This window comes from Rhizobium sp. KNZ14-9A (assembly GCF_056755015.1).
Map to the genome: position 1 here is coordinate 215,125 of NZ_JBPGXB010000001.1, position 25,387 is coordinate 240,511.

26 protein-coding genes and 4 pseudogenes are annotated in these 25,387 nt (G+C 60.7%); 15 read left to right on the top strand and 15 right to left on the bottom strand.

Annotated elements, in window-relative coordinates; translation table 11 throughout:
* Positions 1 to 565: 565 nt before the first annotated feature.
* The 11 genes and pseudogenes from ACR9ZQ_RS01055 to ACR9ZQ_RS01105 all read right to left on the bottom strand — a co-directional run.
* Positions 566 to 775: pseudogene (locus ACR9ZQ_RS01055) on the bottom strand (DUF6088 family protein); the annotation flags it as partial.
* 110 nt (positions 776 to 885) lie between these two features.
* A pseudogene (locus tag ACR9ZQ_RS01060) lies at positions 886 to 1,381 on the bottom strand (hypothetical protein); the annotation flags it as partial.
* Between the two features lies 1 nt (position 1,382).
* A pseudogene (locus ACR9ZQ_RS01065) lies at positions 1,383 to 1,535 on the bottom strand (IS66 family transposase); the annotation flags it as partial.
* Positions 1,534 to 1,692: pseudogene (locus ACR9ZQ_RS01070) on the bottom strand (alpha/beta hydrolase); the annotation flags it as partial. The pseudogenes ACR9ZQ_RS01065 and ACR9ZQ_RS01070, both read right to left, overlap by 2 nt.
* 175 nt (positions 1,693 to 1,867) lie before the next feature.
* Positions 1,868 to 2,722 carry a MurR/RpiR family transcriptional regulator gene (locus ACR9ZQ_RS01075; protein WP_481426607.1) on the bottom strand — a complete coding sequence of 285 codons (855 nt, stop codon included), beginning with the start codon at positions 2,720 to 2,722 and terminating at the stop codon, positions 1,868 to 1,870.
* An 86-nt stretch (positions 2,723 to 2,808) separates the two neighbouring features.
* Positions 2,809 to 3,513 carry an aspartate/glutamate racemase family protein gene (locus ACR9ZQ_RS01080; RefSeq protein WP_481426608.1) on the bottom strand — a complete coding sequence of 235 codons (705 nt, stop codon included), beginning with the start codon at positions 3,511 to 3,513 and terminating at the stop codon, positions 2,809 to 2,811.
* 46 nt (positions 3,514 to 3,559) lie between these two features.
* Entirely contained in the window at positions 3,560 to 4,525 is a 966-nt protein-coding gene (locus tag ACR9ZQ_RS01085; RefSeq protein ID WP_481410996.1) for an ABC transporter ATP-binding protein, read from the bottom strand.
* A gap of 2 nt (positions 4,526 to 4,527) precedes the next feature.
* Positions 4,528 to 5,589 carry an ABC transporter ATP-binding protein gene (locus ACR9ZQ_RS01090; protein ID WP_481426609.1) on the bottom strand — a complete coding sequence of 354 codons (1,062 nt, stop codon included), beginning with the start codon at positions 5,587 to 5,589 and terminating at the stop codon, positions 4,528 to 4,530.
* The gene (locus ACR9ZQ_RS01095) at positions 5,586 to 6,476 is read right to left on the bottom strand and encodes an ABC transporter permease (RefSeq protein WP_439018688.1); all 891 of its coding nucleotides are present in this window, start codon (positions 6,474 to 6,476) and stop codon (positions 5,586 to 5,588) included. Before ACR9ZQ_RS01095 ends, ACR9ZQ_RS01090 begins: the two co-directional genes overlap by 4 nt.
* Before the next feature lie 2 nt (positions 6,477 to 6,478).
* Complete coding sequence (locus ACR9ZQ_RS01100; protein WP_481426610.1) at positions 6,479 to 7,432, bottom strand: ABC transporter permease; 954 nt, start codon at positions 7,430 to 7,432, stop codon at positions 6,479 to 6,481.
* Between the two features lie 79 nt (positions 7,433 to 7,511).
* On the bottom strand, positions 7,512 to 9,110 hold the full coding sequence (locus ACR9ZQ_RS01105; RefSeq protein ID WP_481427261.1) for an ABC transporter substrate-binding protein: 1,599 nt from the start codon (positions 9,108 to 9,110) through the stop codon (positions 7,512 to 7,514).
* A 266-nt stretch (positions 9,111 to 9,376) separates the two neighbouring features.
* On the opposite strand from ACR9ZQ_RS01105, the gene ACR9ZQ_RS01110 reads away from it, so the two are divergent.
* The 4 genes from ACR9ZQ_RS01110 (at position 9,377) to ACR9ZQ_RS01125 (ending at position 11,738) form a co-directional block, all read left to right on the top strand.
* The gene (locus ACR9ZQ_RS01110; RefSeq protein ID WP_439018914.1) at positions 9,377 to 10,201 is read left to right on the top strand and encodes a bifunctional allantoicase/(S)-ureidoglycine aminohydrolase; all 825 of its coding nucleotides are present in this window, start codon (positions 9,377 to 9,379) and stop codon (positions 10,199 to 10,201) included.
* Positions 10,198 to 10,419: a hypothetical protein gene (locus tag ACR9ZQ_RS01115; RefSeq protein WP_481426611.1), complete on the top strand. Its 222-nt coding sequence runs from the start codon at positions 10,198 to 10,200 to the stop codon at positions 10,417 to 10,419. Before ACR9ZQ_RS01110 ends, ACR9ZQ_RS01115 begins: the two co-directional genes overlap by 4 nt.
* Positions 10,420 to 10,888: 469 nt before the next feature.
* Positions 10,889 to 11,362 carry an Hsp20 family protein gene (locus ACR9ZQ_RS01120; RefSeq protein WP_310384320.1) on the top strand — a complete coding sequence of 158 codons (474 nt, stop codon included), beginning with the start codon at positions 10,889 to 10,891 and terminating at the stop codon, positions 11,360 to 11,362.
* Between the two features lie 76 nt (positions 11,363 to 11,438).
* Positions 11,439 to 11,738, top strand: coding sequence for a DUF982 domain-containing protein (locus ACR9ZQ_RS01125; protein WP_481426612.1), 300 nt, complete (start codon positions 11,439 to 11,441; stop codon positions 11,736 to 11,738).
* Positions 11,739 to 11,790: 52 nt separating this feature from the next.
* On the opposite strand, the gene ACR9ZQ_RS01130 is transcribed toward ACR9ZQ_RS01125, so the two are convergent.
* The 3 genes from ACR9ZQ_RS01130 to ACR9ZQ_RS01140 form a co-directional block, all read right to left on the bottom strand.
* Entirely contained in the window at positions 11,791 to 12,576 is a 786-nt protein-coding gene (locus ACR9ZQ_RS01130; RefSeq protein ID WP_481427262.1) for a transglutaminase family protein, read from the bottom strand.
* Positions 12,577 to 13,053: 477 nt separating this feature from the next.
* Positions 13,054 to 13,914 (bottom strand): D-amino-acid transaminase, encoded by an 861-nt coding sequence (locus tag ACR9ZQ_RS01135; RefSeq protein ID WP_481426613.1) that lies wholly within the window; start codon positions 13,912 to 13,914, stop codon positions 13,054 to 13,056.
* Between the two features lie 7 nt (positions 13,915 to 13,921).
* Entirely contained in the window at positions 13,922 to 14,695 is a 774-nt protein-coding gene (locus ACR9ZQ_RS01140) for a LamB/YcsF family protein (RefSeq protein WP_439018680.1), read from the bottom strand.
* Between the two features lie 243 nt (positions 14,696 to 14,938).
* Between ACR9ZQ_RS01140 and pxpB the strand changes: the two genes are divergently transcribed.
* Genes pxpB through ACR9ZQ_RS01180 form a run of 8 tightly spaced genes read left to right on the top strand, consistent with a single transcriptional unit; the run spans position 14,939 to position 21,764 of the window.
* Positions 14,939 to 15,682 carry a 5-oxoprolinase subunit PxpB gene (pxpB, locus tag ACR9ZQ_RS01145; protein ID WP_481426614.1) on the top strand — a complete coding sequence of 248 codons (744 nt, stop codon included), beginning with the start codon at positions 14,939 to 14,941 and terminating at the stop codon, positions 15,680 to 15,682.
* Positions 15,679 to 16,647, top strand: a complete 969-nt coding sequence (locus tag ACR9ZQ_RS01150) for a 5-oxoprolinase subunit C family protein (protein WP_481426615.1) — start codon at positions 15,679 to 15,681, stop codon at positions 16,645 to 16,647. The genes pxpB and ACR9ZQ_RS01150 overlap by 4 nt, the downstream gene beginning before the upstream one ends.
* Positions 16,647 to 17,291, top strand: a complete 645-nt coding sequence (locus tag ACR9ZQ_RS01155) for a GntR family transcriptional regulator (RefSeq protein WP_481426616.1) — start codon at positions 16,647 to 16,649, stop codon at positions 17,289 to 17,291. The genes ACR9ZQ_RS01150 and ACR9ZQ_RS01155 overlap by 1 nt, the downstream gene beginning before the upstream one ends.
* Positions 17,288 to 18,235 carry an NAD(P)-dependent oxidoreductase gene (locus ACR9ZQ_RS01160; protein ID WP_481426617.1) on the top strand — a complete coding sequence of 316 codons (948 nt, stop codon included), beginning with the start codon at positions 17,288 to 17,290 and terminating at the stop codon, positions 18,233 to 18,235. Before ACR9ZQ_RS01155 ends, ACR9ZQ_RS01160 begins: the two co-directional genes overlap by 4 nt.
* Positions 18,232 to 19,491, top strand: coding sequence for a hydantoinase/carbamoylase family amidase (locus ACR9ZQ_RS01165; protein ID WP_481426618.1), 1,260 nt, complete (start codon positions 18,232 to 18,234; stop codon positions 19,489 to 19,491). The genes ACR9ZQ_RS01160 and ACR9ZQ_RS01165 overlap by 4 nt, the downstream gene beginning before the upstream one ends.
* Positions 19,484 to 20,122, top strand: coding sequence for a GntR family transcriptional regulator (locus ACR9ZQ_RS01170; protein ID WP_439018674.1), 639 nt, complete (start codon positions 19,484 to 19,486; stop codon positions 20,120 to 20,122). Before ACR9ZQ_RS01165 ends, ACR9ZQ_RS01170 begins: the two co-directional genes overlap by 8 nt.
* Before the next feature lie 10 nt (positions 20,123 to 20,132).
* Complete coding sequence (locus tag ACR9ZQ_RS01175) at positions 20,133 to 21,317, top strand: M24 family metallopeptidase (protein ID WP_481427263.1); 1,185 nt, start codon at positions 20,133 to 20,135, stop codon at positions 21,315 to 21,317.
* Between the two features lie 33 nt (positions 21,318 to 21,350).
* Complete coding sequence (locus tag ACR9ZQ_RS01180; RefSeq protein ID WP_481426619.1) at positions 21,351 to 21,764, top strand: VOC family protein; 414 nt, start codon at positions 21,351 to 21,353, stop codon at positions 21,762 to 21,764.
* Positions 21,765 to 21,826: 62 nt separating this feature from the next.
* Here the strand turns inward: ACR9ZQ_RS01180 and ACR9ZQ_RS01185 are convergent, their stop codons facing one another.
* The gene (locus tag ACR9ZQ_RS01185) at positions 21,827 to 23,002 is read right to left on the bottom strand and encodes a M24 family metallopeptidase (protein ID WP_481426620.1); all 1,176 of its coding nucleotides are present in this window, start codon (positions 23,000 to 23,002) and stop codon (positions 21,827 to 21,829) included.
* Positions 23,003 to 23,292: 290 nt separating this feature from the next.
* Between ACR9ZQ_RS01185 and ACR9ZQ_RS01190 the strand changes: the two genes are divergently transcribed.
* Genes ACR9ZQ_RS01190 through ACR9ZQ_RS01200 form a run of 3 tightly spaced genes read left to right on the top strand, consistent with a single transcriptional unit; the run spans position 23,293 to position 25,381 of the window.
* A complete protein-coding gene (locus ACR9ZQ_RS01190) occupies positions 23,293 to 23,919 on the top strand; it encodes a DUF1989 domain-containing protein (RefSeq protein WP_481426621.1) in 627 nt (208 codons plus the stop codon).
* Entirely contained in the window at positions 23,916 to 24,725 is an 810-nt protein-coding gene (locus ACR9ZQ_RS01195; protein ID WP_439018670.1) for an amino acid ABC transporter ATP-binding protein, read from the top strand. Before ACR9ZQ_RS01190 ends, ACR9ZQ_RS01195 begins: the two co-directional genes overlap by 4 nt.
* The gene (locus tag ACR9ZQ_RS01200) at positions 24,725 to 25,381 is read left to right on the top strand and encodes an amino acid ABC transporter permease (protein WP_439018669.1); all 657 of its coding nucleotides are present in this window, start codon (positions 24,725 to 24,727) and stop codon (positions 25,379 to 25,381) included. The genes ACR9ZQ_RS01195 and ACR9ZQ_RS01200 overlap by 1 nt, the downstream gene beginning before the upstream one ends.
* Positions 25,382 to 25,387: the final 6 nt, after the last annotated feature.

A 25,387-nucleotide genomic window follows, 5' to 3' on the forward strand; every position in this document is an offset into this window, starting at 1 on the left:
CCGCCTCATTGCGCCATCCACTAGAACATTATTCCAACGAGTAAGTCGGGCATGGGGATTGGAATGCAATCTGAATTCCAGCAACAATCGAAAGTCCTAGACAAAGAAACGGTCCAAATGGCAAGCGCGTAGTCGATGCAATTTTCCTCCCGACGAGTGTCAGAGCCACAACAATCTGAACCGACTGACCACCGTCTACAACGGTACGGTCGCCGCCGCCAATCGGATCGTTGGCTATTCCTACGACTCGCGCGTCGCCGCCGCGAGCGAACTTATCGGGGATGTGGGTGGGGCCATCGCGGCCTTCTCAGGGACTATTGAAAGGCCGCCTGAAAAAAACCAGCGTTGCTGGAGACCTGGCTGCGCGTAGTTCTAAAGCTTGAATATTACGGTCGTCTTCAAAAGCGCGGGATCTTAATCCGAAGCAAACCCGTTGAGCGGCTAAACTTGCTGCTCAATCGGTTCGGTGAAACGCTATTAGCCGACCCGCGTTATGGGGTCAGAACAAGATGGGGTCGTCTAATCGCACGAGGTTTTGCAAGCGTTTTTTTCAAAGATCTGTTCCGCCGGTCAGTTGGCTGATAGCTGGCTTGTCGTAGAGACCACGATGAGGGCGTCGGATGTCGCCACGATTGGTCAGCCTCTGTAGCGCCTTTTCGACGGCGTTCGGTGTTGCGATATCCAGGAAATCGGAGCGCGACCAAACGCCCGAAGGCGCCGCACTGGCGATCCTTTGGTGAATGCGTTCCAGAGTGTCCGATGTGGGATCCGGCATAATTATCCAACCTTGTGACCGAAGATTGTATATAGAATTTGGTCACTGGCAACAAATCGCATTTTTCTGACCAATTTTTATATCCAAACATTGGTCAGTAGAATGATCGCTCACGCTTTCATACAGTGCTTTTGAAAAGCTGTGGTCAGGCCTTTGTCATTCGTCTGCTTGCACATAGCAAGGATAGCCGGAGCGAATTTCAAGCCGAGCGTATAGGGGATCACCTCGTCGACCACTTCGGCAAGGCCGTAGTGCTCGATCTGCGACCGCACGTTGGCAGCACTCTTGTAGGCGCTCGGCAGTTCCGACACATCCGCGAAACCGGAGAAGAACCGCGCGTCGAGGCCGCTTGTTTCCTTCTCCAGAATAGCCGCGACATTGTTCGGGCTAAGGCCTCGCGAATCCGAGATCGGTCGCATCATTCGCCCAGTTGTCGAAGGCAGGGGTCGCACCCTTTCCATGGTAGAACAGCCCGTCCGACTTCCGGAAGACGAAGTTGTGTTCGTTCCAGAAACGATCCGCGACCTTGGCCGAAAGCTTTTCTGCCGCCATGTCGTGAAGGACATAATGGTTTTCCTTCGTCCACTGGCGAATGGTCTGCAGCGCTGGCGTTCTTCCCCCGTTTGGCGTTGGTAGCGATGTCTGCAAGCACGAAGAACTTGCGACGCGAATGCGACCAGCACAATGCCGGGGTCAGCGGACCGCAATGGTGCTCTGCCTTGAACAGCGGATTGTAGCCGCCATAGGCATCAGCCTGCAGCGCCTTCCGGCAGGAAGATGGGATCATTCTCGCCCCACAGAATCAGGGCCGGCGGCCGATGCGCGCGGAAATAGGCGTGAAAGGCGGGGTAGAGCGCGACATTGGTCCTGTAGTCGTAGATGATGTTCAGCTGGATGTCCGTGTTGCCCGGGCGGTCGTGCGACTTTCGTCGCGTCGGATTATCTCAATGCGCTCACCGGAATTCGCAGCCGGCGCGATTTGTGAATATCCCAAACTTGCGGATTGGGTCTCTCGTCGGTAGAACTTTTTGAAGCCCGGGCGATGAACGTCGTCACGTCTCCCATATGCTCCAAACGATCGTTCATCTGCTTTTAAAGCTCTTCTAGGCCTTCGTTGAGTGTTTCAATATTTCTGAGGCGCTTACGTCCCTCGACACCTGCCTTTTCTAGGCATCTGGTGATCAGAAGGTGGCAGAGCGCCATGACGGATGTGTGGTTGAACAACGGTCCAGGCGCCAGCGTCTGGCACCGGAAATGCCAGCTTGCAGCGGTCTCGAAGGATGCACCTTCGTCGGTGATGTAGAGGAGTTTCGCCTTCGATTTGCGGATCTGTGCGAGGATCATATCAATCTGGGCGATCCTGCGGCGCATGGCGAAGAAAATGACGACATCGTCTTCGCGCAAGCTGACGAGATGTTCTCCCAGCGTTTGCCCGGCACCGGGGATCGCTACGATGCCCTCGATCACCTGGGTCAACTGCCATTGCAGATAGGACGCGAAGGGATGGCTGCTGCGAAAGCCAAGTACCCACACCTTGCGCGCCTGCATCATCGTAGCAGCGACCGTCTCGATCTGGGCGTCGGAAATGGAGAGGAATGTCGCCTCGAGATTAGCGATCCCCTGCGCGATATGCGCCGTTACCGATTGAGAAGATGTCGGATCGGCGGAGCTTGCGAGGAAAAGCCGGGAGCCGGTTTGTTTTTCCGCCCGGGCATGACGGCGAGCTTCCTCGTAGTTTTCATAACCCAGCCGCTGGATGAACCTAGTAACGGTCGCCTTCGAGACATGCGCAAGGGCGGCAAGTTCCTGCGCCGAGTAACTGGCGAGTTCGCCGGGAAAGTCGCAGACGAATTCTCCCAGACGCTTTTCGGCGGGGTGGAGATCGGGCAATGCCTGCCGCACGCGATACAGGAATGATCTATCCTTCGGCACCGTAAACTCCGCCATATTCTCAGCGGGCAGACTTTCGTTTGGCGACAATCGACTTGCAACATAAAAAGCGGGTGCGCGATTGCGAGACGGGTGCGGTTTCCTCATTGCGTAGCTTTCGCAACCGCTTTCGACGGATGGGTCATGTGCGACAGTAGAAGTTCGACGGCTGACCGGATTGGCGCGATCACCGGGGCTGAAAGCAGCCGTTGAATATCGTCGGCCGCCTGTCCGAGCGGGCCGCCGCCGATGATGACGGCATCTGCGCCATCCTGTTCGAAACAGGCGCGGACAGCCTTTTCGAGTTCAGCCCGCAAGCGATTCGGATCGGCAGCCAGCTGTGTCGGATCGCCGGTCGTCAGACGCGTGCCGGTGAAAAGGCGCGCACCCCCCAGTTCCTCGGCTTTCTTGACGAAACTGGTTACCAGATGCGGAGTGACTGTTGCGATACCGAAGCGGCGGCCGCCGGCGGTCGCTTCCAGGATGCTGGCCTCGCATATGCCGACGGCAGGCAGGCCCGACAGTCTTTTCAGGCGGTCGAGGCCTGGGTCACCGAAGGCGCTGACGATCAACCCGTCTGCATGCGGCGCGGCAGCCATCCCCATTTCAACAACGCCTTCCGCCGCCGCTGCAAGCGCGACCGCGTCGAGGATCATCGTCACGCCCGTGCTTGCGGTGACTCCTTCGACGGTGAAGCCCTCGGGCAGATATTTGCGGGCGATGTCAGTCATCATCGCCGTGGTCGGTTGAGAGGTGTTCGGGTTGATGAGAGTAATGCGCTTCATTGTTTCCAGACATGCGAACCGCATGTCCTCCTCCCTTAGTTATCATCGTTTTTGATAATCATAGCCGTTGCTAGGCATATTGCACGCAGGCGACCCTCGCTGCCTCACCAATCGTCATGAGGGCCGGAACATTCGCTCGACAGAGATCCGAGGCTTGTGCGCAGCGTGGAGCGAAGGCACATCCCGCCGGCATGTTGGCGAGATCCGGCGGTGCCCCCGGAATGGTGATCAGCCGGTCGCGCCCATGGGCAAGTTCGACGCGGGCGCCCAGAAGGCCCCTCGTATAGGGGTGTTTGGGATTGCGGATGATCTCGGCGACGCTGCCTTCCTCGACGATCCGCCCGGCATACATAACGGCGATCCGGTCGGCGACCTCCGCCGCAACTCCGATATCATGGGTGACGAAGATGACGGAGAGACCGTATTCCTTCTGCAGATCGCGGATCAGCAGCAGGATCTGGATCTGTACCGTTGCATCGAGAGCGGTGGTCGGTTCGTCTGCCAGCAGGACCTTTGGGTTGCAGGCGAGCGCCATGGCGATCATCGAGCGCTGCAGCATGCCGCCCGACATTTCATGCGGGTAATTCTGCAGCCGGCGCTCGGGAGAGGGGATCTTGACCTTCTGGAAGAGCGTGAGGGCACGCGCTGCGGCCTGCGACCGCGGGATACGCTCATGACGCATGATCGTTTCTTCGATCTGCCGGCCGAGCGTATAGACCGGGTCGAGCGCCAATCGCGGTTCCTGAAAGACCATTGAGACCATGGCGCCGCGAAAGGCACCGAGGTCCCTGGTCGAAAGCCCGGTGACGTCGCGGCCGTCGACGGTCATTGAACCTTCGATCCTGGTGCCCCTGGGGTGCAGCCGCAGCAGCGAGCGCATGGTGACGCTCTTGCCGGAGCCGGATTCGCCAAGCAGGGCAACGACTTCCCCCGGCCGGACCGAAAGGCTGACGCCGTTGACGGCTTTGACCGGCTTGCGGCCGCGGTTGAAGGTAACGGAGAGATTGCGGATATCGATCATGGCATCGGTCTGCATGGTCATGCCTCCATCAAGACTGGCGCGCGGCTGTGGCCCGATCCGGGTACAGACATCAGGCAGGCGGCCGCTTGGCTTTCGGACACATCGGCAAGCGGCGGCAGCTTTTCACTGCAGACGGCCTCTGCAAGTGAACACCGGGTATGGAAACGGCAGCCCGATGGCGGATCGATCGGGTTCGGCGGGTCGCCGGACAGCGGCGGCTCGGTGGTTCGCTCGGAGGGGTCCATCTTCGGCATCGAGGCGAGCAGCGCCGCCGAATAGGGGTGGCGGGTGTTTTCGAAAATCGCATCGCGGCTGCCGATCTCGGCCACCTTGCCGAGATACATGACCATGACCCGGTCGCACATGAAGCGCACGACGTTGAGATCGTGGGAGATGAAAAGGTAGGTCAGGCCGAAATCTCGTTTCAGGTCGAGGAGCAGGTTAAGGACCTGAGCTTCGACAGATTTGTCGAGCGCGGATACTGCTTCATCGAGAATGACGAGGCGCGGTTCCAGTGCCAGGGCACGGGCAATGTTGATGCGCTGGCGCTGGCCACCCGACAGTTCGTGCGGGTAGCGGCCGGCAAAGCGTGCGGGCTCCAGCCCGACACGGTGCAACAGGTCATGCGCCCGGGTGATCGCCTTCGCCATCGGCACGCCATGCACCCGCGGGGCAAAGGCGATGGAATCCTCGATGGTCAGCCGCGGATTGAGTGAGGCATAACTATCCTGGAAGACCATCTGCACCTGCCGGCGATAATCCGAGAGCGGCAATGCGCCGCCAACCGTTTCGCCGTCGAACAGGATATCGCCCTGATCGGGCATGATCAACTGCATGAGCAGCCGCGCCGTCGTCGACTTGCCGCAGCCGCTTTCGCCGACCACGCCGAGCGTCTCGCCCTTGAGGATGTCGAAGTCGACGCCATCGACGGCCCGCACCACCTTCTTAGGCTTCATGAAGCCGCTGCCCTTGACCGGAAAGTGTTTGAGTAGCCCGCGGGCGGAGATGAGTGGCTGTGCCGGGCCGCCTCTTTCGCCGACGGGAAGGTCATAGGCCGGTTCTTCGACGATGCTAATCATGACTTCACATCCATGGCTGAGCGCAGCCCGTCTGAGAAAAGGTTGAAGCAGATCGAGGTGATGAAGATCATCACGCCGGGGAGTGCTGCCACGAACGGATTGTTGTAGATCGCGGTGCGGAGTGTGTTCAGCATCAGCCCCCATTCCGCGTCAGGTGGCCGCACCCCCAGGCCAAGGAAGGAAAGGCCGGAGGCAAGGATCATTGACACGGAGACGAGGCTTGTCGAAAAGACGAAGATAGGTCCCAGCACGTTGCCGAGAATGTGGACGCGGATAATCGTCATCGGCGGAGCGCCCGACGCCCGCGCCGCATCTACATAGTCGAGCTTGCGAACCTGCGTGGTAACGCTTTCGGCAACGCGGGCGATTTGCGGAATGAAGACCACGACCAGCGAAACAAGCGCATTGGTGAGCCCCGATCCGAGCGCGCCGGAGAGAGCCACCGCCAGCAGCACGGACGGAAAGGCATAAAAGATGTCGATCGTGCGCATCAGCAGCGTGTTGACAATGCCGCCGGTATATCCTGCGACGATGCCGATGGTCGAGCCGATGACGAAAGCGATCGGCACGGGTATGACGCCCATGATGAGAGAAAGTCGCGCGCCGTAGATGAGCCGGGAGACCATGTCGCGGCCGAGTTCGTCGGTACCGAGGATAAAGCCCGGCGTTCCGATCGGCTTCAGGCGACGGATGACGCTGCCCTTGGACGGATCGTTGGGCGCGATATAGGGAGCGAAGATCGCCATCAGCACCAGAAGGAGAAGGATGACCAGTGCCGTGACGGCGACGGGATCGCGACAGATGCGGCGCAGCACGCCGCTCCAGAAGCCGGGCGACTTGGCGACGGCTATTGCAGCCGGTGGAATGTCTGCGGTTATGACGGCCATGGTCAGTTCCTCTGGATGCGGGGATCGATGGCGCTTTGCAGCACGTCGACTGCGAGGTTGAGGAAAACGAAAAACATCGCGAGCACGAGGATCGTGCCCTGTAGGATAGGCAGGTCGCGGGTGAAGATCGCGCCGTTCAGCAGGAAGCCAGTTCCGGGCCAGGAGAAGACGGTCTCGATCAGGATCGAGCCACCCAGCAATTGACCAAGCTGTAGGCCCATGACCGACAATGCCGTCGGCGCGGCGTTGCGTACCACATGCCGCAGGATCTGCGGGGTCATCAGCCCCTTGGCGGCCAGTGCCTGAGTGAAATCCTGCGAGAGGATGTCGGCGACCAGCGAGCGGACCGTTCTGGCGACGATCCCCATCGGGATAACCGACATGGTGACCGCGGGCAGGATCAGGAACTGGATATAGGCCCAGCTCAAACTCCGGCCCGCCGATCCTTCCGGCCCGCCGCCCATGGACGGCAGCCAGCCGAGCGTGACGGAAAAGGCAATGACTAGCACCATGCCGAGCCAGTAATGCGGCAAGCTGACGCCGAGCATCGAAAACATCGATGCGATTCGGTCTATCCAACCGCCGCGCAACACGCCGGCCAGGAGACCCAGCGTGCAGCCGGTGAGAAAGCCGATGGTTGCCGCCGCCAGCGCCAGGATGATGGAATTGACCGAGGCACCGAGGATCTCCTGCAGTACGGGTCGACCGGTGGCGATGGAAGTGCCGAGGTCGCCGTGCAGCGCATGCCATGCCCAAAGGGCATATTGAACGGGCAGCGGCTGGTCGAGCCCGTAGAAACTGCGCATCTGGTTCTGCACGTCGGCCGATGCGTCGGATGGCAGGATCGCGGCCAGCGGATCGCCGGGGGCGATATGGATCAGCATGAAGCAGACGATGCTCACGCCGATCGTCACAGGTATGACGTGCAGTAGTCGTTTGAGTGCATAGAGCAGCATGGTGTCCTCACGAAAAGCGATTGATCGGGCATCATGGAAGGCGGAGCGCCGGTTGGCCTTGCGCGCCGCCTGCTCAAAATCAGGGATCCATGGAGATCGTCGAAAAGTCCTGGAACCAGTTCTGGGCCTGCACGAAACCGTTGACCTTGGCGGTCATGGCACGCGGGTTGACGTCGTGCGTCACCATCAGGAAGAGCGCGTCGTTCACGTATTTCTCGTGCACCTGCTGCATCACCTTGTCCTGCTCGACGGGATCGAAAGTGTTGCGCACCTTGTCGAACAGCGCGTCCATGTCCTTGTCGCAATAATAACCCCAGTTGGTGCCGGTTGGCGGCGCGAGGTTGCATTGGGACTGGCGGATCATTGCCGTGAAGGGGTCCTGGATGAAGTAGCTGTAGTTGATCGCCGTCGCGCCCTTGGCGCTCGGATCCTTGGCGCCGGCGCGCCAGACGTTGATCACCGTGTTCCAGTCCATCACTTCGTATTCGACATTGATGCCGACCTCGGCGAGCGTCTGCTGGATATATTCGTTCATCTGCAGCGGCAGCATCTGGCCCGAGCCGGACGACGAGATGATGACCTTGGTCTTGAGCGGGTTGTCTGGGCCGTAACCAGCCTCCTTCATCAGTTGCTTGGCTTCGTCGACATTGTATTCCACCTTGAAGGAGGGTTTGCCGAACCACTGATGGCCTGGCGGCATGTAGCCTTGAGCCGGAATAGACAGGCCGCCGAGAAGTTCATTGAGCCCGTCTCGGTCGACGGCAAGGTTTGCCGCCTTGCGCACGCGGATGTCGTTCCACGGCGAACCCTCGACGCGCGATAGATGCCAGGTCCAGTTGTGCGGATAGGAATTGGTGATGATCTTGAAGCCGGCATCCTTCAGCGACTTGACCGAATCTGGGGCAGGAGCCTCGATCCAGTCCACCTGGCCGGAGCGCAGGGCAGCGACGCGGGTATTCGGTTCCGGCAGCGGGATCAGGACCAGCTTGTCGAGCTTGGGAATGCGCGCCTTGTCCCAATAGTCCTTGTTGGGTGTCAACTCGGCGCGTTCGCGCGGCGTAAAACCACTCTCCATCTTCCACGGGCCGGTGCCGGAGGGCTTCTGCGCAACATTATCCCAGTTCTTGCCCTGCTTTTCCCAGTTTGCGGGGGAGGACATCAAGATCCAGCTTATCTGATAGGGAAGCGTAGCATCTGGCCCCTTGGTGGTGATCTCGACGGTGAGTGGGTCGACCGCCTTATAGGAAACGACGGCCGGAATGCGCGACTTGCCCTGCGCCGACTGACGCTTGTCGAACTGCGGTGTGTCCGGCTTCATCAGCTTGTCGAGGTTCCAGACGACGGCATCGGCGTTGAACGCGCTGCCGTCATGAAATTTCACGCCGTCGCGCAGCTTGAAGATCCATTTGGCCTTATCCGTTGCATCGACCTGCCAGGAGGTTGCAAGGCTGGGGATCAGGACAGAAGGTTTGTCGGCGCTGGTGAGGTCCCATTCGATGAGCGAATTGTAGACGGTATAACCCATGAAGCGCTGGCCTTCACCGCCCTGGTCGGTCTGGCCGGTGGTCAGCGGTATATCGGACGCTGTCATGCCGATGCGCAGCGTTCCGGCCGCAAGAGCCGGAATGACGGCCGCTGTCAGTAGAGCGGCGGCGACGGTGCCCAATACCGTTGTCATCCGCAAGGTATGAAGAATGCCGATGCCATATCGGGTCGTCGATAATGTCCTGGTCATGCCGTTCCCTCTTTTTTGAACCGTGCTGGACCTCTATCCAGTCATAAAAAGAGAAGCAGATTTCATGCCAGACTATGTGAAACTGAAATTTCATAAATGTTGTAGATAGATAGCGCCATGCCTCGCTTTTTTCCCGCGGCGCTGTTATTCAGTTGTAGCCGAATTTCTGGGCTGCGGTAAAGCATATGCTCAAACAAACGCCGGAGCTGATGGTGAGCACGAATAACTATTTCTCTCAGGTGGGCGGCCTACCGCCGCAGACCAACCTCCTGTCCAGCAAAGCCGTTTTCAAAACGGCCTATGCAGTGATACCGCGCACCGTGATGAGCGATATCGTCACCAGCGCGCTGCCTCACTGGGCAAAGACGAGGGCCTGGATTCTTTCACGGCCGCTCACCGGCTTCTCTGAAACGTTTGCCCAATACTTAATGGAAGTGCAGCCCGGCGGTGGAAGTGCCCGCCCAGAGCCGGATGCCAGAGTGCAGGCGGCGATCTTCGTCGTCGAAGGGCAGATGACGATCGAGTTCGAAGGCACGGTACATGCTCTACGCGCAGGATCCTTCGCCTACCTGCCGGCGGGTTCGGCATGGCAGCTCTTCAACCGCGGCACCTCGCTGGTTCGCTTTCACTGGGTTCGAAAGGCCTTCAAGGTTGTCGACGGCCTTGATCTGCCGCCAGCAGTCTTCATCCACGAGGACGATTGCGAGCTCGATGCGATGCCGGATACCGAGGGAAAGTGGGCGACCACCCGTTTCCTTGATTCCTCCGACATCCGCTACGACATGCACCTGAATATCGTGACCCTCGAACCGGGCGCAGTGATCCCATTCATGGAAACGCATATCATGGAGCACGGACTTTACGTTCTCGAAGGAAAGGCTGTCTATCGCCTAAACGAGGACTGGGTCGAAGTCGAGGCCGGAGACTTTATGTGGCTGCGCGCCTACTGCCCACAAGCCTGTTATGCGGGCGGTCCGGGTAGATTTCGCTACCTGCTGTACAAGGACGTCAATCGTCATGCAGACCTGTGGTGAAAAACCTCGCATCAAGCTGCGATTCGCCGATCGACATGCATACCTTAGATCCTTGCAGGCTTTCCTGGACGGTTCGAACCTTTCTTCGTCCGACCGATTCCACCGACGCGCAAGATCATGGGGAAAAGAACTTCAATGTGAAACAATTGGATCGCATGACATCCGGGTCGCAGGACAACGCTGCCGTTTTTGAACTTCCCGAGCGTCTCGCGGAATAAATGCTGTGCGATCAGGATTGATTTTGCGCCACCTTCTCGAACCCGTGCGTCGCTGTCTCGTTCAAGTCCTGCACCAGCCCTGCTGCCATCGCAACGTCAAGCCGTCTCAGAACACATCCGCTGATGTCGGCTATTCGGCCGGTTTTGATGTCGACGATGGTCTACGTTCCGTAGTCTTGTCTCCTGGCGACATAGACGGGATCTGCTGCAGAGATCATTGTCACCTGCTGGCGTCGAAGGGATGATGATCTTTTAAAATGCGGCTGGCCTGATAATGGTTCCGCTGCAGTGCAGCATCGTATCAAAATCCTTATCGGCGGAGCTGCGAATTTTTTCAGCAGCGCGCTCTTGAATCAAAATATGCCAAACCAAATCGATTCCCGTCAGCCGCTGATGACAGGGCTGGCCTTGCTGGAGGCGTCGTCTTTCGGCCCTCCCGTACCCATGTTGCTTCAAGGAGAATATGGCTATGGCAACATCTTACGACTATGCACCCCTCTTCCGCTCGAGCGTCGGCTTCGACCGGGTCTTCAATCTTCTCGAAAACGCCCAGCGTGCCCGCTCGATCAGCGACTGGCCGCCCTATGACATCGTCAAGACCGGTGACGACAGCTACCGGATCTCGATTGCGGTGGCGGGCTTCGCGCAGGACGATCTCGACATCACCTTCCAGTCCAATCTTCTGACCGTCACCGGCAAGAAGCAGGAAGCAGCAAACGAAGGCTACCTGCATCGCGGCATTGGCGGCCGTCCCTTCGAGCATCGGTTCGAACTTGCCGATCATGTCATGGTGAACGGGGCCGACCTCAGCAACGGTCTCTTGTCGATCGATCTGGTTCGCGAGATCCCGGAGGCACTGAAGCCGCGCAAGATCTCCATCCAGAGCGCTCCCGCAATGACGTCTGCTGCTCCAGCGCAGATCGAAGCGCAAAAGGCCGCGTAACTGCGTTATCCGCAGAACAGGGCGCCGTTGCGACGGCGTCCATCCATCAACATTCCGGGTTGGGAAGGAGAGAGCGATGAAACCCGATATGTTCAGACAGCCAGTTTTCATTCTTGTCGGCCTTGGCTTTCCGGCAGAGGTTCGCAGCGTCATGGACGCCTACCGGCATCTTTGCGAATGGCCAGCATCGCTCAGGGATCCTGCGCATTCTGTTGCTCTCAAGGCATGCGTCGCGGCGTTGCGCGGCGAGATCGAAGCCGAGACCGCGCGCGGCCTGTTTGCCGCCTTTGCCGAGAAACACGATTTGTTCGCGCCGGAAACCAGCGTGATCGCCAGCTCACACCTGCAGCGCGACCGGGATCAGCACGTGCAATAAGTGCCATGGGCGAATGGCTGGACGACTAAAATCCTCGTGGGCCTGCCGAGACTCACGTGGATACCTCGACCTCCACGTCCATCGATATGAAGGCATCGGACGCACCGACGAAGCTGCCGGCGACGGGAACGGATTGCGCGATATCGCGAGTGACGGCGACAGGGATGAGATTGGCCCCGCCCATGCTGCGATTGGTCGGATCGAACGTAATCCATCCAGCACCGGGTACGAATACCTCGACCCAGGCATGGGTCGAGCCCTGATCCCGCGAACCAAGCAATATTCGATCGGGATTGAACAGGTATCCCGACACGATGCGCGCTCCAAAGCCCAGACAACGAACAGTTTCAACAAACAGCACCGCGAAGTCACGGCATGATCCCCAACCACGTTCCAGAGTTTGGGTCGGCGTCTGTGTGCCTTCCGCCTCACGGCTTTGATAGGAGATCGATGAAGACACTCCCGCACTTATGTCCTTGAGAAGCGACAGCGTGTCCGTCGAATTGCTTGCGACAAATCCCTGTGCCCACCGCTGAAGTTGCTGGAACGGGTCGGCAAACTGACGAGCCGTCAGCGCGCCGAGATCGGTCCATTCCTCATCCGAATAGCGGAATGGAAAGGTAATGGCGGAGCCTGCAATAGCAAAGACCGGCCATGCGGCAGCGGTGAGGTTGACCAAGGCGACGCTGTCGACGGTCAGGATATCGGTCATTTCGCTGAAAACCGCGGTGGCAACCGCGTTGCCGAATACATCGGTCGCCCAACTGATCTGGGCTTGTGGCGTTGTCGACACTTCATGCGAAAGCAGCCGGAGATCTCTGCCCTCGCGCGGCCTCAGCGACGGCGGCGATTGCGAGCGATGAATTCGTTTCAGCGCTCATCAGCAACGCCGATACGTGGGCGCTCCTGCTTGTCGGTATATTTTGATTTGTCACCACGGGGCATGGGAATTTCCTCCTTTGCTGACCTTGGAAGAAACGGACGCTAGAAAGCTTCGTTCCACCGCCGGTGGCGTGGGTCGCCAGTTCGAATCCCGTCAAGGCGAAGGATCTGTTTGAAAGGTTACGGCTCGTAAATAGACAAACCGATTTGTGAAACTGCCTTATTACGGCAACTAAAATATCTGCCATGAGGGAATTGATTGAGGATCGCGGTAGCGTCAAGCGCGAATGGTTGACGACTGTTTATTAAAATTTGATCCTACAAAACCGTATAAACCCAGAGGCTGCCTAGCGCTAATGAGGTTTGTCAATGGTGATGGGCCACGGGACGCGGGACAACATCGTTGTCACCCGCGAACGGGCGACAAGAAGGGTCAGATGGCGTTCGCCAACTTGTTATCGATGTAGAGCTGGCGAAGCTTCAACGTCCGCGGCCCCGGCTCGCCGTCACCGACCGGCTGCCCGTCGATCGAGGTCACCGGCAAGACGAAGTTGGTTGCCGAGGTGATGAAGGCCTCGGGGGCATTCTTTGCTTCGTCAGGCGTGAAGGCGCGCTCTTCGACGACGAGCCCAGCGTCGCGGGCGATGTCTAGAACGCTGAGGCGGGTGATGCCGTGGAGGATCGCGTTCGACAGGCCGCGCGTGATCAGTTTCCCGTCCCTGCTGATGATGTGCGCGGTGGCCGAGCTCGCTTCAGTGACAAAGCCGTCCTCAACGAGCCAGGCGTCATCGGCGCCGACAGATGCCGCCTTCATCTTCGCCATCGAGGGATAGAGCAGCTGGACCGTCTTGATATCGCGCCGCGCCCAGCGCTGATCGGGGACCAGCGCCACGGAAATCCCCGTCTTCACCTTTGGATTGTCGAGTACGGCTTTCGCCTGGGTGAATAGAACCAGGGTCGGGGTTGCGTCCGTTGGGAAGGTGAAGTCGCGATCGGCTACGCCGCGGGAAATCTGCAGATAGATGAGCCCCTCATCAAGATCGTTCCTGCGAACGATCTCGCGATGGACGGCAAGCAACTCCACCTGCGTCAGTGGGCAGGCTATGCCGAGTTCGAACGTGGAGCGCTGAAGGCGGGCCGCGTGACCGGCATATTCCAGCAGCTTGCCGCCGACAACGCCGGTGACTTCGTAGATCGCGTCGGCGAACAGGAAGCCCCGGTCGAAAACGGAAACTTTCGCATCGGCTTCGGGGAGCCAGCTGCCGTTCAGGTAGACGGTACGGGTCAAGATCATTCCTCGTTCAGATTCTAGGCGTGGAGAAGGGGGCAATGTCGATTCCGGCGGCGGTGAGTTTACTGCGCAGCGCCCGCGCCGTCGCGGCGGCGCCTGGTGTGTCGCCATGAATGCAGACCGTTGCGGCCTCAACGGCGAGGCTCCCACCGCCGAGTGTCGGAATCTTGTTGTCGGCAACCATGGACAGCACCTGGTCGACGCTTTGTTCGACATCATGAATGACGGCGCCATCCATCTGCCTCGGCGCCAGCATGCCGTTGTCGAGATAGCGGCGATCTGCATAGACCTCGCAGGCAACGCGCAGACCGGCTGCTTCTGCCGCACGCATGGTTTGCGAATATGGGAGGGTGATGAAGCCGAGGTTTGGATCAACGGCGCGGATGGCGCGCACGCAGACGCCGGCCAGTTCCGCGTCCTCGGCGGCCATGTTGCCGAGCGATCCGTGCGTCTTGACATGCGTGATCGGCCAGCCAAGCGCCGTCGCCATGCCCTGAATGGCGGCGATCTGGTAGATGATCTGCGCCTCGAGATCCTCCGGCCGTTCACCCGAGATGCGGCGACGGCCGAAACCATAGAGATCCATGAAGGATGGATGGGCGCCGACCGCGACGCCATGCTTCTTGGCGCTCAAGATCGTGTCGCGCATGACAATGGGATCGCCTGCATGGAAACCGCAGGCTACGTTGGCCGTGGTAATGATCTCCATCATGGCCGCATCGTCGCCGATCTTGTAGGCGCCGAAGCTCTCGCCCATGTCGCAGTTCAAATCCACTGATACCACGGTCGAACTCCTTGTTTGCGAGGGCGGTGCCGCCCATTCGTCAGATTCAGGCGGCGTAGGATAATGCTTGACATACAGTTGGTGTACTGAAATGACAAGAGCATTGTCGATTGAGAATCTCGCTTGTCGAGACGTGTAATGGTGATGGTGGAAATGTCTCTCACTTTACGTTTGCGCCCGGCACTTACGCCGCTTGAGCGGCATTACTGCGCCCGAAGCCCTCGTAAGGATTAAGTCCCTGAAATGGCCACGACGCAGCCGGTAAAGCACAACTATCCGCGCATTATCCCGTCTGGCGACAGCGCGCTTGTTGTCGAATTTTCCGATCAGATCGATGAAGAGACGAATGAGCGCGTGATCGCGCTAGCGGACATGCTGGCGACACAGCCGATAACGGGCGTCATCGAAACCGTTCCGACCTATCGTTCGCTACTCGTCGCCTATGATCCCATCATAATCCGTGGGAAAAACCTCTCCGCTTCGCTCGAAACGCTGCTCGGCCAGCTGTCGTTGGGCGGCGCAATTGCACGCCGGCTCACCGTGCCTGTCCTTTACGGTCACGAGGTCGGAATCGATCTCGAAGAACTTGCGGAGATGAAGCAGATGTCGCGCAAGGAACTGATCGCCTTGCATGCCTCGGCGGACTATCGTGTCTACATGATCGGTTTCGCGCCGGGCTTTTCCTATCTCGGCGGCCTACCGCAGCAGTTGCACACGCCGCGCCTTGCCGTTCCGCGCCAGCGGATCGAAGCCGGCGCGATCGGCATCGGCGGCAAGCAGGCCAGCATCAATTCCGCTCCTGGACCCAGTGGTTGGCGGTTCATCGGCCGCACGCCGCTGAGGCTGTTCGATCCCTCGCGCGCCGACCCGTTCCTGTTGCGCGCCGGCGATCGCGTGCGCTTCCGCCCGGTTGATGCCGACGAGGCCGAAAGCCTCGATGCCGCCATCACGCGAGGTGAGCCGGTGGAGGAGTGGGAGACGCGATGACTGTGCTCCATATCAAGCAAGCCGGCCCCATGCTGACGGTCCAGGATCTCGGACGCACCGGGCTGATGCGTCTCGGCGTCTCCGGCGCGGGTGCCATGGACCGTGCATCGATGCTGATCGGCAACCGGCTTGTCGGCAACGCGGATAGCGACGCGGCGCTGGAATTCGCGCATGTCGGCGGGGCCTTTGTGGTCGAGAAGCCGGTGCGTTTCGCGGTGACCGGCGGCGCCGTCGATATCACCGTCGATCGTCAGGTCAGGCATGGTTGGGAAAGCCACTGGCTGATGCCGGGCGAGATCCTGAAGATCGGCGCTTTGAGGCAGGCCGTCTGGGGTTATCTCGCCATCTCGGGTGGCATCGAGACGCCGAAGGTTCTGGAGGCGCGCTCGACGCATCTTCGCTCCGGGCTCGGTGGCGTGGACGGCCGGCGTCTTGCGATCGGCGATGCGCTCCCGCTTGGCGAGACGAAACAATCGTCGCTGCTGGCGTTGCGCAAGCCCTGCTCCCGCTCGAATGGTCCGATGCGCGTCGTTCCGGGGCCGCAGGCGGATCACTTCGACGCCACCGCCTGGAAGGATTTCCTGCGGGAACCGTTTCGCATCACGGCAAGCCGAGACCGCATGGCGCAGGTCCTGGATGGTCCCGCGATCCATGCCTTCGCCGGTCACGATATTGTCTCGGATGGCACGGTGGCGGGCTCGATCCAGGTGCCCTCGTCTGGCCGGCCGATCGTGTTGATGGCGGAGCGCCAGACGACGGGCGGCTACCCGAAGATTGCAACCGTTGCCTCCGTCGATTTGTCACGGTTGGCGCAGACCGCGACGGGCAGCACCATTCGTTTCAAATCCATATCTCAAGACGAGGCGGAGGATCTGCTGATCGCGCGTAACAAGGCGCTCGCGGATTTTCTTGCGTCTCTCGAAGAAAAACCAGAGGCCGCTATAAAGGCGGAGGAACGAGAATAATGAACCAACCGCTTGCCAAGCAGGCCTATGCGAAAATCATCGAGATGATCCTCGCTGGCGAACTCAAGCCCGGCGATGTCTTGCAGGAGGCAAAGCTCGGTGAGGAGCTTGCCATGTCGCGCACGCCGGTGCGCGAAGCGATCAAGCGCATCGAGGCCGAAGGGCTCGCCGTCCAGGAAGGGCGCTTTCTCAAGGTGCGCACGCTGACACCAGCCGAGGTGAACGAGATCTTCTTCCTCAGGAGCGTCATCGAAGGCTATTGCGCCCGCCATGCGACCGCGGTCGCTCTCACCATCCTCGACGGTCTCGAAAGGCGTGTGACCGCACTGATGACGGAGGGGCCGGGCGAGGAGGACGAGCAGCGCCGAGTCGATGACGATTTCCATCTGACGCTGGCGCGCTCCACGTCCAACCAGATGATGGTGCGCACCATCAGCGATCTGAGGCGCCGGACCTGCATGTTCGACCACAGCCTCGTTCCCGCACGCTATCTAAAGGGGTGCGAAGAGCACCTCGAAATCATCGCCGCGCTGCGCGGCAAGGATGGCGAGCGCGCCGGGAAGCTGATGAGCCAACATGTCCTCAATGCCCGCGACGCGATTGTCGGGCGGCTTGAAAGCAATGAGCGGAAAGCAACACGATGAAGTGCCTGATCGTTCAGCCCATTCACAAGGATGGCCTTGATCTCTTGCGGCAAGCGGGCGTGGAACCCGTCCTGTGCCCATCGACTAATGTAGAAACCGTATCGACGATGATCATTGGCTGCGACGCCGTCATCACCCGCGATGCCGGCCTGTCGGCCGCACCCATTCTCGCAAGTGACCGCCTGAAGGTGATCGTCGTTCACGGCGCGGGCCACGATGCCGTCGACAAGCGCGCGGCGCACGAGAAGGGCGTGCTGGTGTGCAATACGCCTGGCGCGAACGCGCAATCGGTTTCAGAACTCGCCTTGGGGCTCACGCTCGCCGCAGCCCGGCTTGTTCCGGCAGCGGATCAGGCGGTTCGCTCCGGCGAGCGTAGTTTCCGTGAGGCCCACAAGTTTCGTGAATTGTCAGGCAAGATCGCGCTCGTCGTCGGATGGGGCGCGACGGGCGCCGGGCTGGGGCGGATGCTTGACGCAGCACTCGGCATGAGGGTTCTCGTCTTTTCGCCGAGAAGCGCCGACACCGGTTTGTTCCAGCGGGTGAGCACGCTTGCAGAAGGCCTCGCGCAGGCCGATGTCGTCTCGCTACACACCCCCATGCGCGACGAAACGCGTGGGATGATCGGCGCCAGCGCGTTTGCCGCAATGAAGCCGGGCGCCATTCTCGTCAACACGGCGCGCGCCGGCCTGATCGATGAGGACGCACTTGCCGAGGCGCTTGCAAGCGGCATTGTCGCCGCAGCGGCACTGGACGTCTATTCGCCGGAAGCACCGAGTGGTCAGCTGGGCGCGTCCGAGCGGGTTATCTTCACCCCGCATCTGGGGGGCACGACGCCGGAGGCGTTGCAGCGCGTGGCCGTCGGCGCCGCCCGCAATGCGCTTCTGGCGCTTTCCGGCGCGAAGCCGGCCACAACCATCGAATTCCTTCCGGTGGTAGCCGCGTGAGCGCAATCATCAGTGACACGATCGCTCGGCTGCTCGATCGCATCAACGCCATCTCCGATCCCGGACCGGGTTTCACCCGCCCATCATACAGCCCGCTTGAAAGCCGCGCGCATGATGTGGTCGCCGACGAGGTGGAACGTCTGGGCATGACAGTGACACGGGACGCCGCGCTCAATCTCTTTGCGCGCCTGCCGGGACGCGATCGCGATGCACCACCAATCTATATCGGCTCGCACGTCGATACGGTTGCCATGGGCGGCGCCTATGACGGCGCGGCCGGCGTCGCCGGCGCCGTCGCCCTTGCAGCCGCTTTCGTGGAAAGCGGAGAGGCGCCGCCGGTCGATCTTGTCGTCACCGTCACGCGCGCAGAAGAAAGCGTGTGGTTTCCGGTGTCCTATGCCGGATCCCGCGCAGCGCTCGGGCGCTTGACGGCGCCCGAACTGCAGGCGAAGCGAGCCGATAATGGCCGCACCCTCAGCGACCACATCCGCGCGGAAGGCGGGGATCCCGATGCCATATTGAGTGGTTCAGGCCTTTCGCCCGCACGCTTCATCGAACTGCACATCGAGCAGGGACCGGTGCTTTATGACGCGAACGAGGCGTTCGGTATCGTCGATGGCGTGCGCGGTGGCTTGCGCTACCGCAACGCAAGCGTCCACGGAACCTGGGCGCATTCCGGTGGCGCGCCGCGCGCTGCGCGCTCTGATACCGTTTTCGCGCTTGCCGACCTTGTCGTCGCGATGGACCGGCATTGGGGAGACGTGCTGCGATCGGGCCACGATCTCGCCGTCACCTTCGGCAGGGTCGATGCGGCTAGTTCGGAACATGCCTTTGCCAAGGTGCCGGGCCGGGTCGACTTCTGTGTCGATCTGCGCAGCGACGATGTCGCGGTGCTGGACCAGGTCGACGGTCTCCTGCAGGCCGAGGCCGCGGCGATCGCCACAGAGCGCGGCGTGCGCTTCGATTTCGGTGCACAATCGAGCAGCCAGCCGACGCGGCTATCCGCGACGCTTGGCAATATGATCGCAGATGCGGCGAGAGTTTTGGGCCATTCGCCACGGCGCATGCTCTCGGGGGGAGGGCACGATGCCGCCGCCTTCGCGCAGGCCGGTTGGGATTCCGTCATGGTGTTCCTGCGCAACTGGAACGGCAGCCACAATCCCGACGAAGCCATGGATAATGCGGATTTGGCCGCAGCGGCTGAAACCTTGTACGCGGCAATATCAGACGAGAGGGGCGGTTCACGACATGAGTGACAAGGAAACCCTGACACAGCAGGTCTATCGCGACCTGAAGCAACGCATCCTCGAAGGGCAGTTCTCTTCCGGCGATATGCTGACGGAACGTTCGCTCGCGCAGGACTCCGGCATATCGCGCACGCCATTGCGGGCGGCGATCTCGCGCCTGGAGAAAGAGGACGTCATCTCGAGGCTGCCGAACGGCGCGCTCATGGTGCGCCAGGTGAGCGTCGAGCAGTTGCTTGAGATCGTCCAGCTTAGGCGACTGTTGGAGGGGGCCGCCGCCGAGACGGCGGCAACGCGGCCGCTTACGCCCGATCTCATCCAGTCGCGTGAGCGCATGTGCGCCTACGCCAATGGCGGTGACATTGCCTTCGATCACTTCTGGCTCGACGACGATGCATTTCACAACGCCGTTGCCTATGCAGCCGACCTCCCTTTGCTCGCGACCATGCTGACCGAGATGCGCGGCATTGCCCGCCGCTGCACGATCACTCGCACCCACGACCGGTTCGACCAGCAGGCGCTCGAGCACATCGCCGTGATCGACGCGATCGAAGCCGGGAACGGGGCGGCCGCGCGAGCGGCGATGGAGACTCATTTCGACAGCGTGCGCGCCCGCTTCCTCGGCTGGCTGGCGCGGAGCTGAGATAGTGAACATGCAGCCCAACCTACCCAATGAAGATCTGGAAGCGCTCTGCGGAAGCGAGGCTTCTTTTTCGCGGGACGAGTTCGCCCGACGCCAGGCGCTGGCCGTGTCGGCGCTGGGGGCCAGCGGCCACCAAGCGCTTATCGTCACCGGACCGGAGACGATCTACTGGCTGACCGGCCGCCAGACCGCTGGATATTTTGCTTTTCAGGCGTTGATCCTGACGGCGTCGGGAGACGTGACGCTGCTGGTTCGGCAGTTGGAACTTTATGGCACGGCGGCCAACACCTGGCTTTCCGATATCGCCGTCTATCAGGATGGCGACAGCCCCGTCTCAGCGCTGGTGGCGCTGCTGCGGGACCGGAAGATCACCCGGCCGGCAATCGAACTCGGTGGCTGGTTTCTGCCGCCCAGACTCGCCCACGAGCTTGCCAGGGAGCTGGGGCAGGAGCGTCTTGCCGACGGCTCCGACATTCTGCCGCCGCTGCGCATGATCAAATCCGCCGACGAACTCGCAGCGATCCGCGCCGCCGCGCGCTACGCCGAAGCGGGCATGATCGCGGCTATCGATGCCTGCGGGGAAGGCAGCAACGAAAACGAGATCGCCGCCGTCATGCTGCAGGCGGCAACGCGGGCCGGCTCCGAGGCCATGGCGATGGAGCCGCTCGTCTCCTCCGGCCACCGCAGCGGCCTGCCGCACATGACCTGGCGGCGGCGCCGGCTGGAAGCAGGAGATCCGGTCTTCCTCGAGCTCGCGGGCAGCCATGCGCGCTACCACGCGGCGCTGATGCGCACCGTGTGGATCGGCAATGCGCCGGATGAAGCGCTCCGGATGATGGATTGCTCATTGCAGGCGCTCGATGCTGCGCTGGCCGCGATCCGCCCGGGCGCCGCCTGTTCGGCGCCACACGAGGCGGCGCAGCGTATCATAGACGATGCCGGCTACACCGCCGCCTTTCGAAAGCGCATCGGCTATTCGATGGGCGTCGCCTTCGCGCCTGATTGGGGCGAAGGCGGCATATTGAGCCTGTTTACCGGCGTGTCACGCGTGATCGAACCGGGGATGGTGTTCCATCTACCCGCCACGCTTCGAAGCTACGGTCACTGGACAGTCGGCGCGTCGGAGACGGTCATCGTCACGGACGACGGCGCCGAGCCGCTGTCCGTCCTGCCGAGAACACTCACAATTCGCTGATCAATACCTTTCACACTCACAAAGGAGGCCACCGTGCGCTCACTTTTCCATCTCGCCTACCACGTCACCGATCTTGACGAAGCACGACGCTTCTATGGTGACGTCCTCGGTTGCGCCGAAGGTCGTTCCACCGACACCTGGGTCGATTTCGACTTCTTCGGCCACCAGATCTCGCTGCATCTCGGCAAGCCGTTTGATGTGACGCGCACAGGCAAGGTCGGCGATCACATGGTGATGATGCCGCATCTCGGAGTCGTCCTGCCGCTCGAGGATTGGTTGGCGCTCGCCGAGCGTCTGCAGAAGGGCGGCATCGCTTTCGATATTCCGCCGGTCATTCGCTTCGAAGGCGAGCCGGGTGAGCAGCGCACGATGTTCTTCTTCGATCCGAGCGGCAATCCGATCGAAGTGAAGGGTTTCAAGGACTTCGACAGCGTTTTTGCACATTGACATGAAAGGACCGGGCGATCGCATCGCCCGGTCCTTTGAATTCCGGCAGTCGCTAAGCTTCTCTAGAAGACGCTCGGCGAGTTCGTGACCAGCTCGTTGCCGTCTTTACCGATAATGATGATGTCTTCGAAAAACGCTGCGCCGACGCCGTCGAGCGACAGAAATGATTCGACGCCGAACACCATGTTCTGCTCCACGATATCATCGGGCATAGACATGGTGGTCGAGATGCGCGGCAGCTCGAAGCCTAGCCCGATCCCGTGGCCGTAGAAGGGGAAGTTCTTCATGATCGGTGAAATCGAGCCGCCGAAGGCTGCCGTCATCCGGTCGCCCTCCGCCGCGACTTCAAGAAGCTTTACGCCTGGCCGCAGCATGTCGGACAGCCCATGCACGATGTTAGCGGCCGCTTCGATCAGGCGCAGCTGCTCGCTGTTGGCCTTGCCGCGAACCGCCGTCCGGCCGGGATCGAGATAGTATCCCTGAAACAGCGGGCCATGCAGTGTGCCCGTGACGATATCGCCGTCTTGAGGTGTATCGGCGCTATAACCGGTCAACGGGAACCGCTGGTCGAAGCCGAGCGTATCGCCGTGATTGGTTCCGATCATCTGGATGCGGCCGCCGCGCCTGACGACCTCACGCGCCGCTTCGCCGGCCGCCTCGCGTTCCGACATGCCGCCGATCAGGCCCTGCATCAGGGCATTCACACCCGCCGTCGCCGTCTCGCCGGCGACGCGATAACAGTCGAGCTCGCGCGCGCTCTTGATGCGGCGCACGGATCGAACGAGATCGTCGGCCGGGACCCATTCGATCTCGGGTGCGATGGCTTCCAGCTGCCGGTAGTATTTCACCGGAATGAAGTTGGTTCCGACGATCGCCACCGGACCCGTCACGCCTCGTTCGACCAGCGAGCGGGCGACGCTTTCGAATGGATGGTTGCTGGACCGGACGTCATCGATGGAGACGAGATCGCGGCGAACCTCTGGTTCGTCGATATGCAACTGCGGTGCGCGGCCTTGCTGCAAGATGACGCCCGCGAAGGAGCGCGCCGTCCAGATCAGCGAATCCATGCCGCCGCTGATGGCGTAGTGGTTGGAGAGGTAGAGGATATCGCCGCAATTGTCGGTCGTCCCGCCGCCGCGTCCGAAGACGACGGCGGTCTCGAAGCCGCGCCGTTTCATCTCCGCCTGAACGCGGGTCAAGCGCTGCGCGTATTCGTCCGGCGGGAAGTAGCGGTCCATGATTTCACTCCGTATGCACTCATGCGTCAAAGCTCTGATTTTCGGTACACCACGAGTATCCGAACGTCAATCAAGCCTTTTGACCTTCTGCTAACTAAAGCGCCGATCCGTGAAATCTGCTCACAGCATAGGCATTCCATGTCTAAATTATATACAAGAAGGCAATTATATAGGCGGTAATTTATTGAAATTGCTACTTGAACTCCACTGGTATACTGAATACGGTTGCCTGCGCTCGATCGATCGGCCCCACCCCCACACCGATCGCATCGAAGAAAGACGAGTTTGAAATGAGCCTAGACGCAGACATTGTTCCCGCCACCGAGGGGCGCTCCTTCAAGATGAGGGCCGGGCAATTCGCCCTCGTGACGAACACCCACGGCAACCAGGTCGTCGATGCCTGGACATTGGCCGCGAGCGATCTCTTCGAAACATCATCTCTCGATCACACGCGGTCGATGAACAGCAACATCTTCTTCACCGAGGGCATGGCGCTGATGAGTTCGCGCCGCCGGCCGATGCTGACGATGGTCGCCGACAGCGCCAAGGTGCGGCACGATACGCTGCTCTGCCCGTGCAATCGCGAGCTCTACCAGCAGCTCGGTTGCCAGGAATATCACCGCAGCTGCACCGACAATTTTCACGAAGCGCTTTCGGATCTGGACATTGCGTTGCCGTTCACGCCGGCGTCGCTCAACCTGTTTATGAACGTTCCCGTCAAGGCTGACGGCCAAGTCGATCGCGTTCCGCCGGATACCGCCGCTGGCGACTACGTCGTCATGCGCGCCGAGATGGATCTGGTCCTCGTGCTGTCCGCCTGTCCGCAAGATATCACGCCGATCAACGGTGCCTCTCGCACCCCGCGGGATGTCGCCGTCAGCATTCTCGATGTGCTTCCGGCGGAGGTGTCCGCATGAGCGAGCCGCTTCTGACATTACGCGAAATCCGCAAGAGCTTCGGCGAGAACGAGGTTCTGAAGGGCGTGTCGCTGACGGTCCAGGCAGGCGAGGTGGTTTCGATCATCGGCGCCAGCGGCTCCGGAAAGAGCACGTTCCTGCGATCCATCAACGCGCTTGAGATGCCGCAGTCCGGCTTCATGGATTTCGAGGGATTGTCCTTCGATTTCCGCCCGGCATCGCGCTTTTTCCCCACACCGTCGCAGCTGCAGTCGCTGCGCGCTCGCGTTGGCATGGTGTTTCAGAGCTATAATCTCTGGCCGCACATGACCGTTGTCGAAAACGTCACGCATGCGCCGAGGCGCTTGCTGAGGATGCCGCGAGCACAGGCGATCGAGGAGGCTGAAGCGCTGCTGTCGCGGATCGGCCTTTTCGAGAAGCGCCATAGCTATCCATCACAATTGTCCGGCGGGCAGCAGCAGCGCGTGGCGATCGCCCGCGCCTTGGCGATGAAGCCGCGCCTGATGCTGTTTGATGAGGTCACCTCGGCGCTCGACCCGGAGCTCGTTCATGAGGTCCTGGTGTTGATGGCCTCGCTGGCATCCGACGGCATGACCATGCTGCTCGTGACCCACGAGATCGCGTTTGCGCGCGACGTTTCCTCCCGCGTGCTGTTCTTCGACAAGGGTGTCGTCGCAGAGGAAGGGCCGCCCGAGATCCTCAGGCATCCAGAAAGCGATCGCCTGAAGCAGTTCCTCCATCGCATTCTGCATGACGAGGTCGGCCACTCCGTTTCGAGAGACAATGGCCAGGGAGTGAAGGCGTGATGGGCGGCTTTATGGAGGAACTTCAGCTCTATGGTCCGGGCTTCCTCGAGGCGGCATGGGCGGTCTTCGGCCTCACGATTCTGACCATCATCGTCAGCTGGGCCTGCGGCTTGCTGGCAGCCCTGGCGCAACGCTCCAAATGGAAATCCGTGCGTGCGATCGCCGGCTTCTACATCTGGTTCATCCGCGGCACGCCGACGCTGATCCAGGTCTTCATCATCTATTTCGGCCTGCCGCAGATTGGCATCCGGCTCTCTCCGTTTACGGCGGGCGTCATTGCGCTCGGCATCAACAGCGGCGCTTATGTCGCTGAAATCGTTCGCGGCGGCCTGACTGCCATTCCACGCGGACAGAGTGAATCCGCCCTGGCGCTCGGCTTCAGTCCGAGCGAGACCATGCGCACGATCATCCTGCCGCAGGTCTTCCGCATCATCCTGCCATCAGTCACCAACGAGGCGATTTCGACGCTGAAGAACACCTCGCTCCTGTCGACGATCACCGTCGTCGAGCTGACGCTCTACGCGCAGACGCTGATCGCTGCCACCTTCCGCCCGTTCGAGTTCTACATCGCGGTCGCGGTCATCTATCTCGTTCTGACCACGATCCTGACCTTCGTCGCTTCCTGGCTCGAGCGACGCTACGCGAAGCTGGGGTGAGGGCAC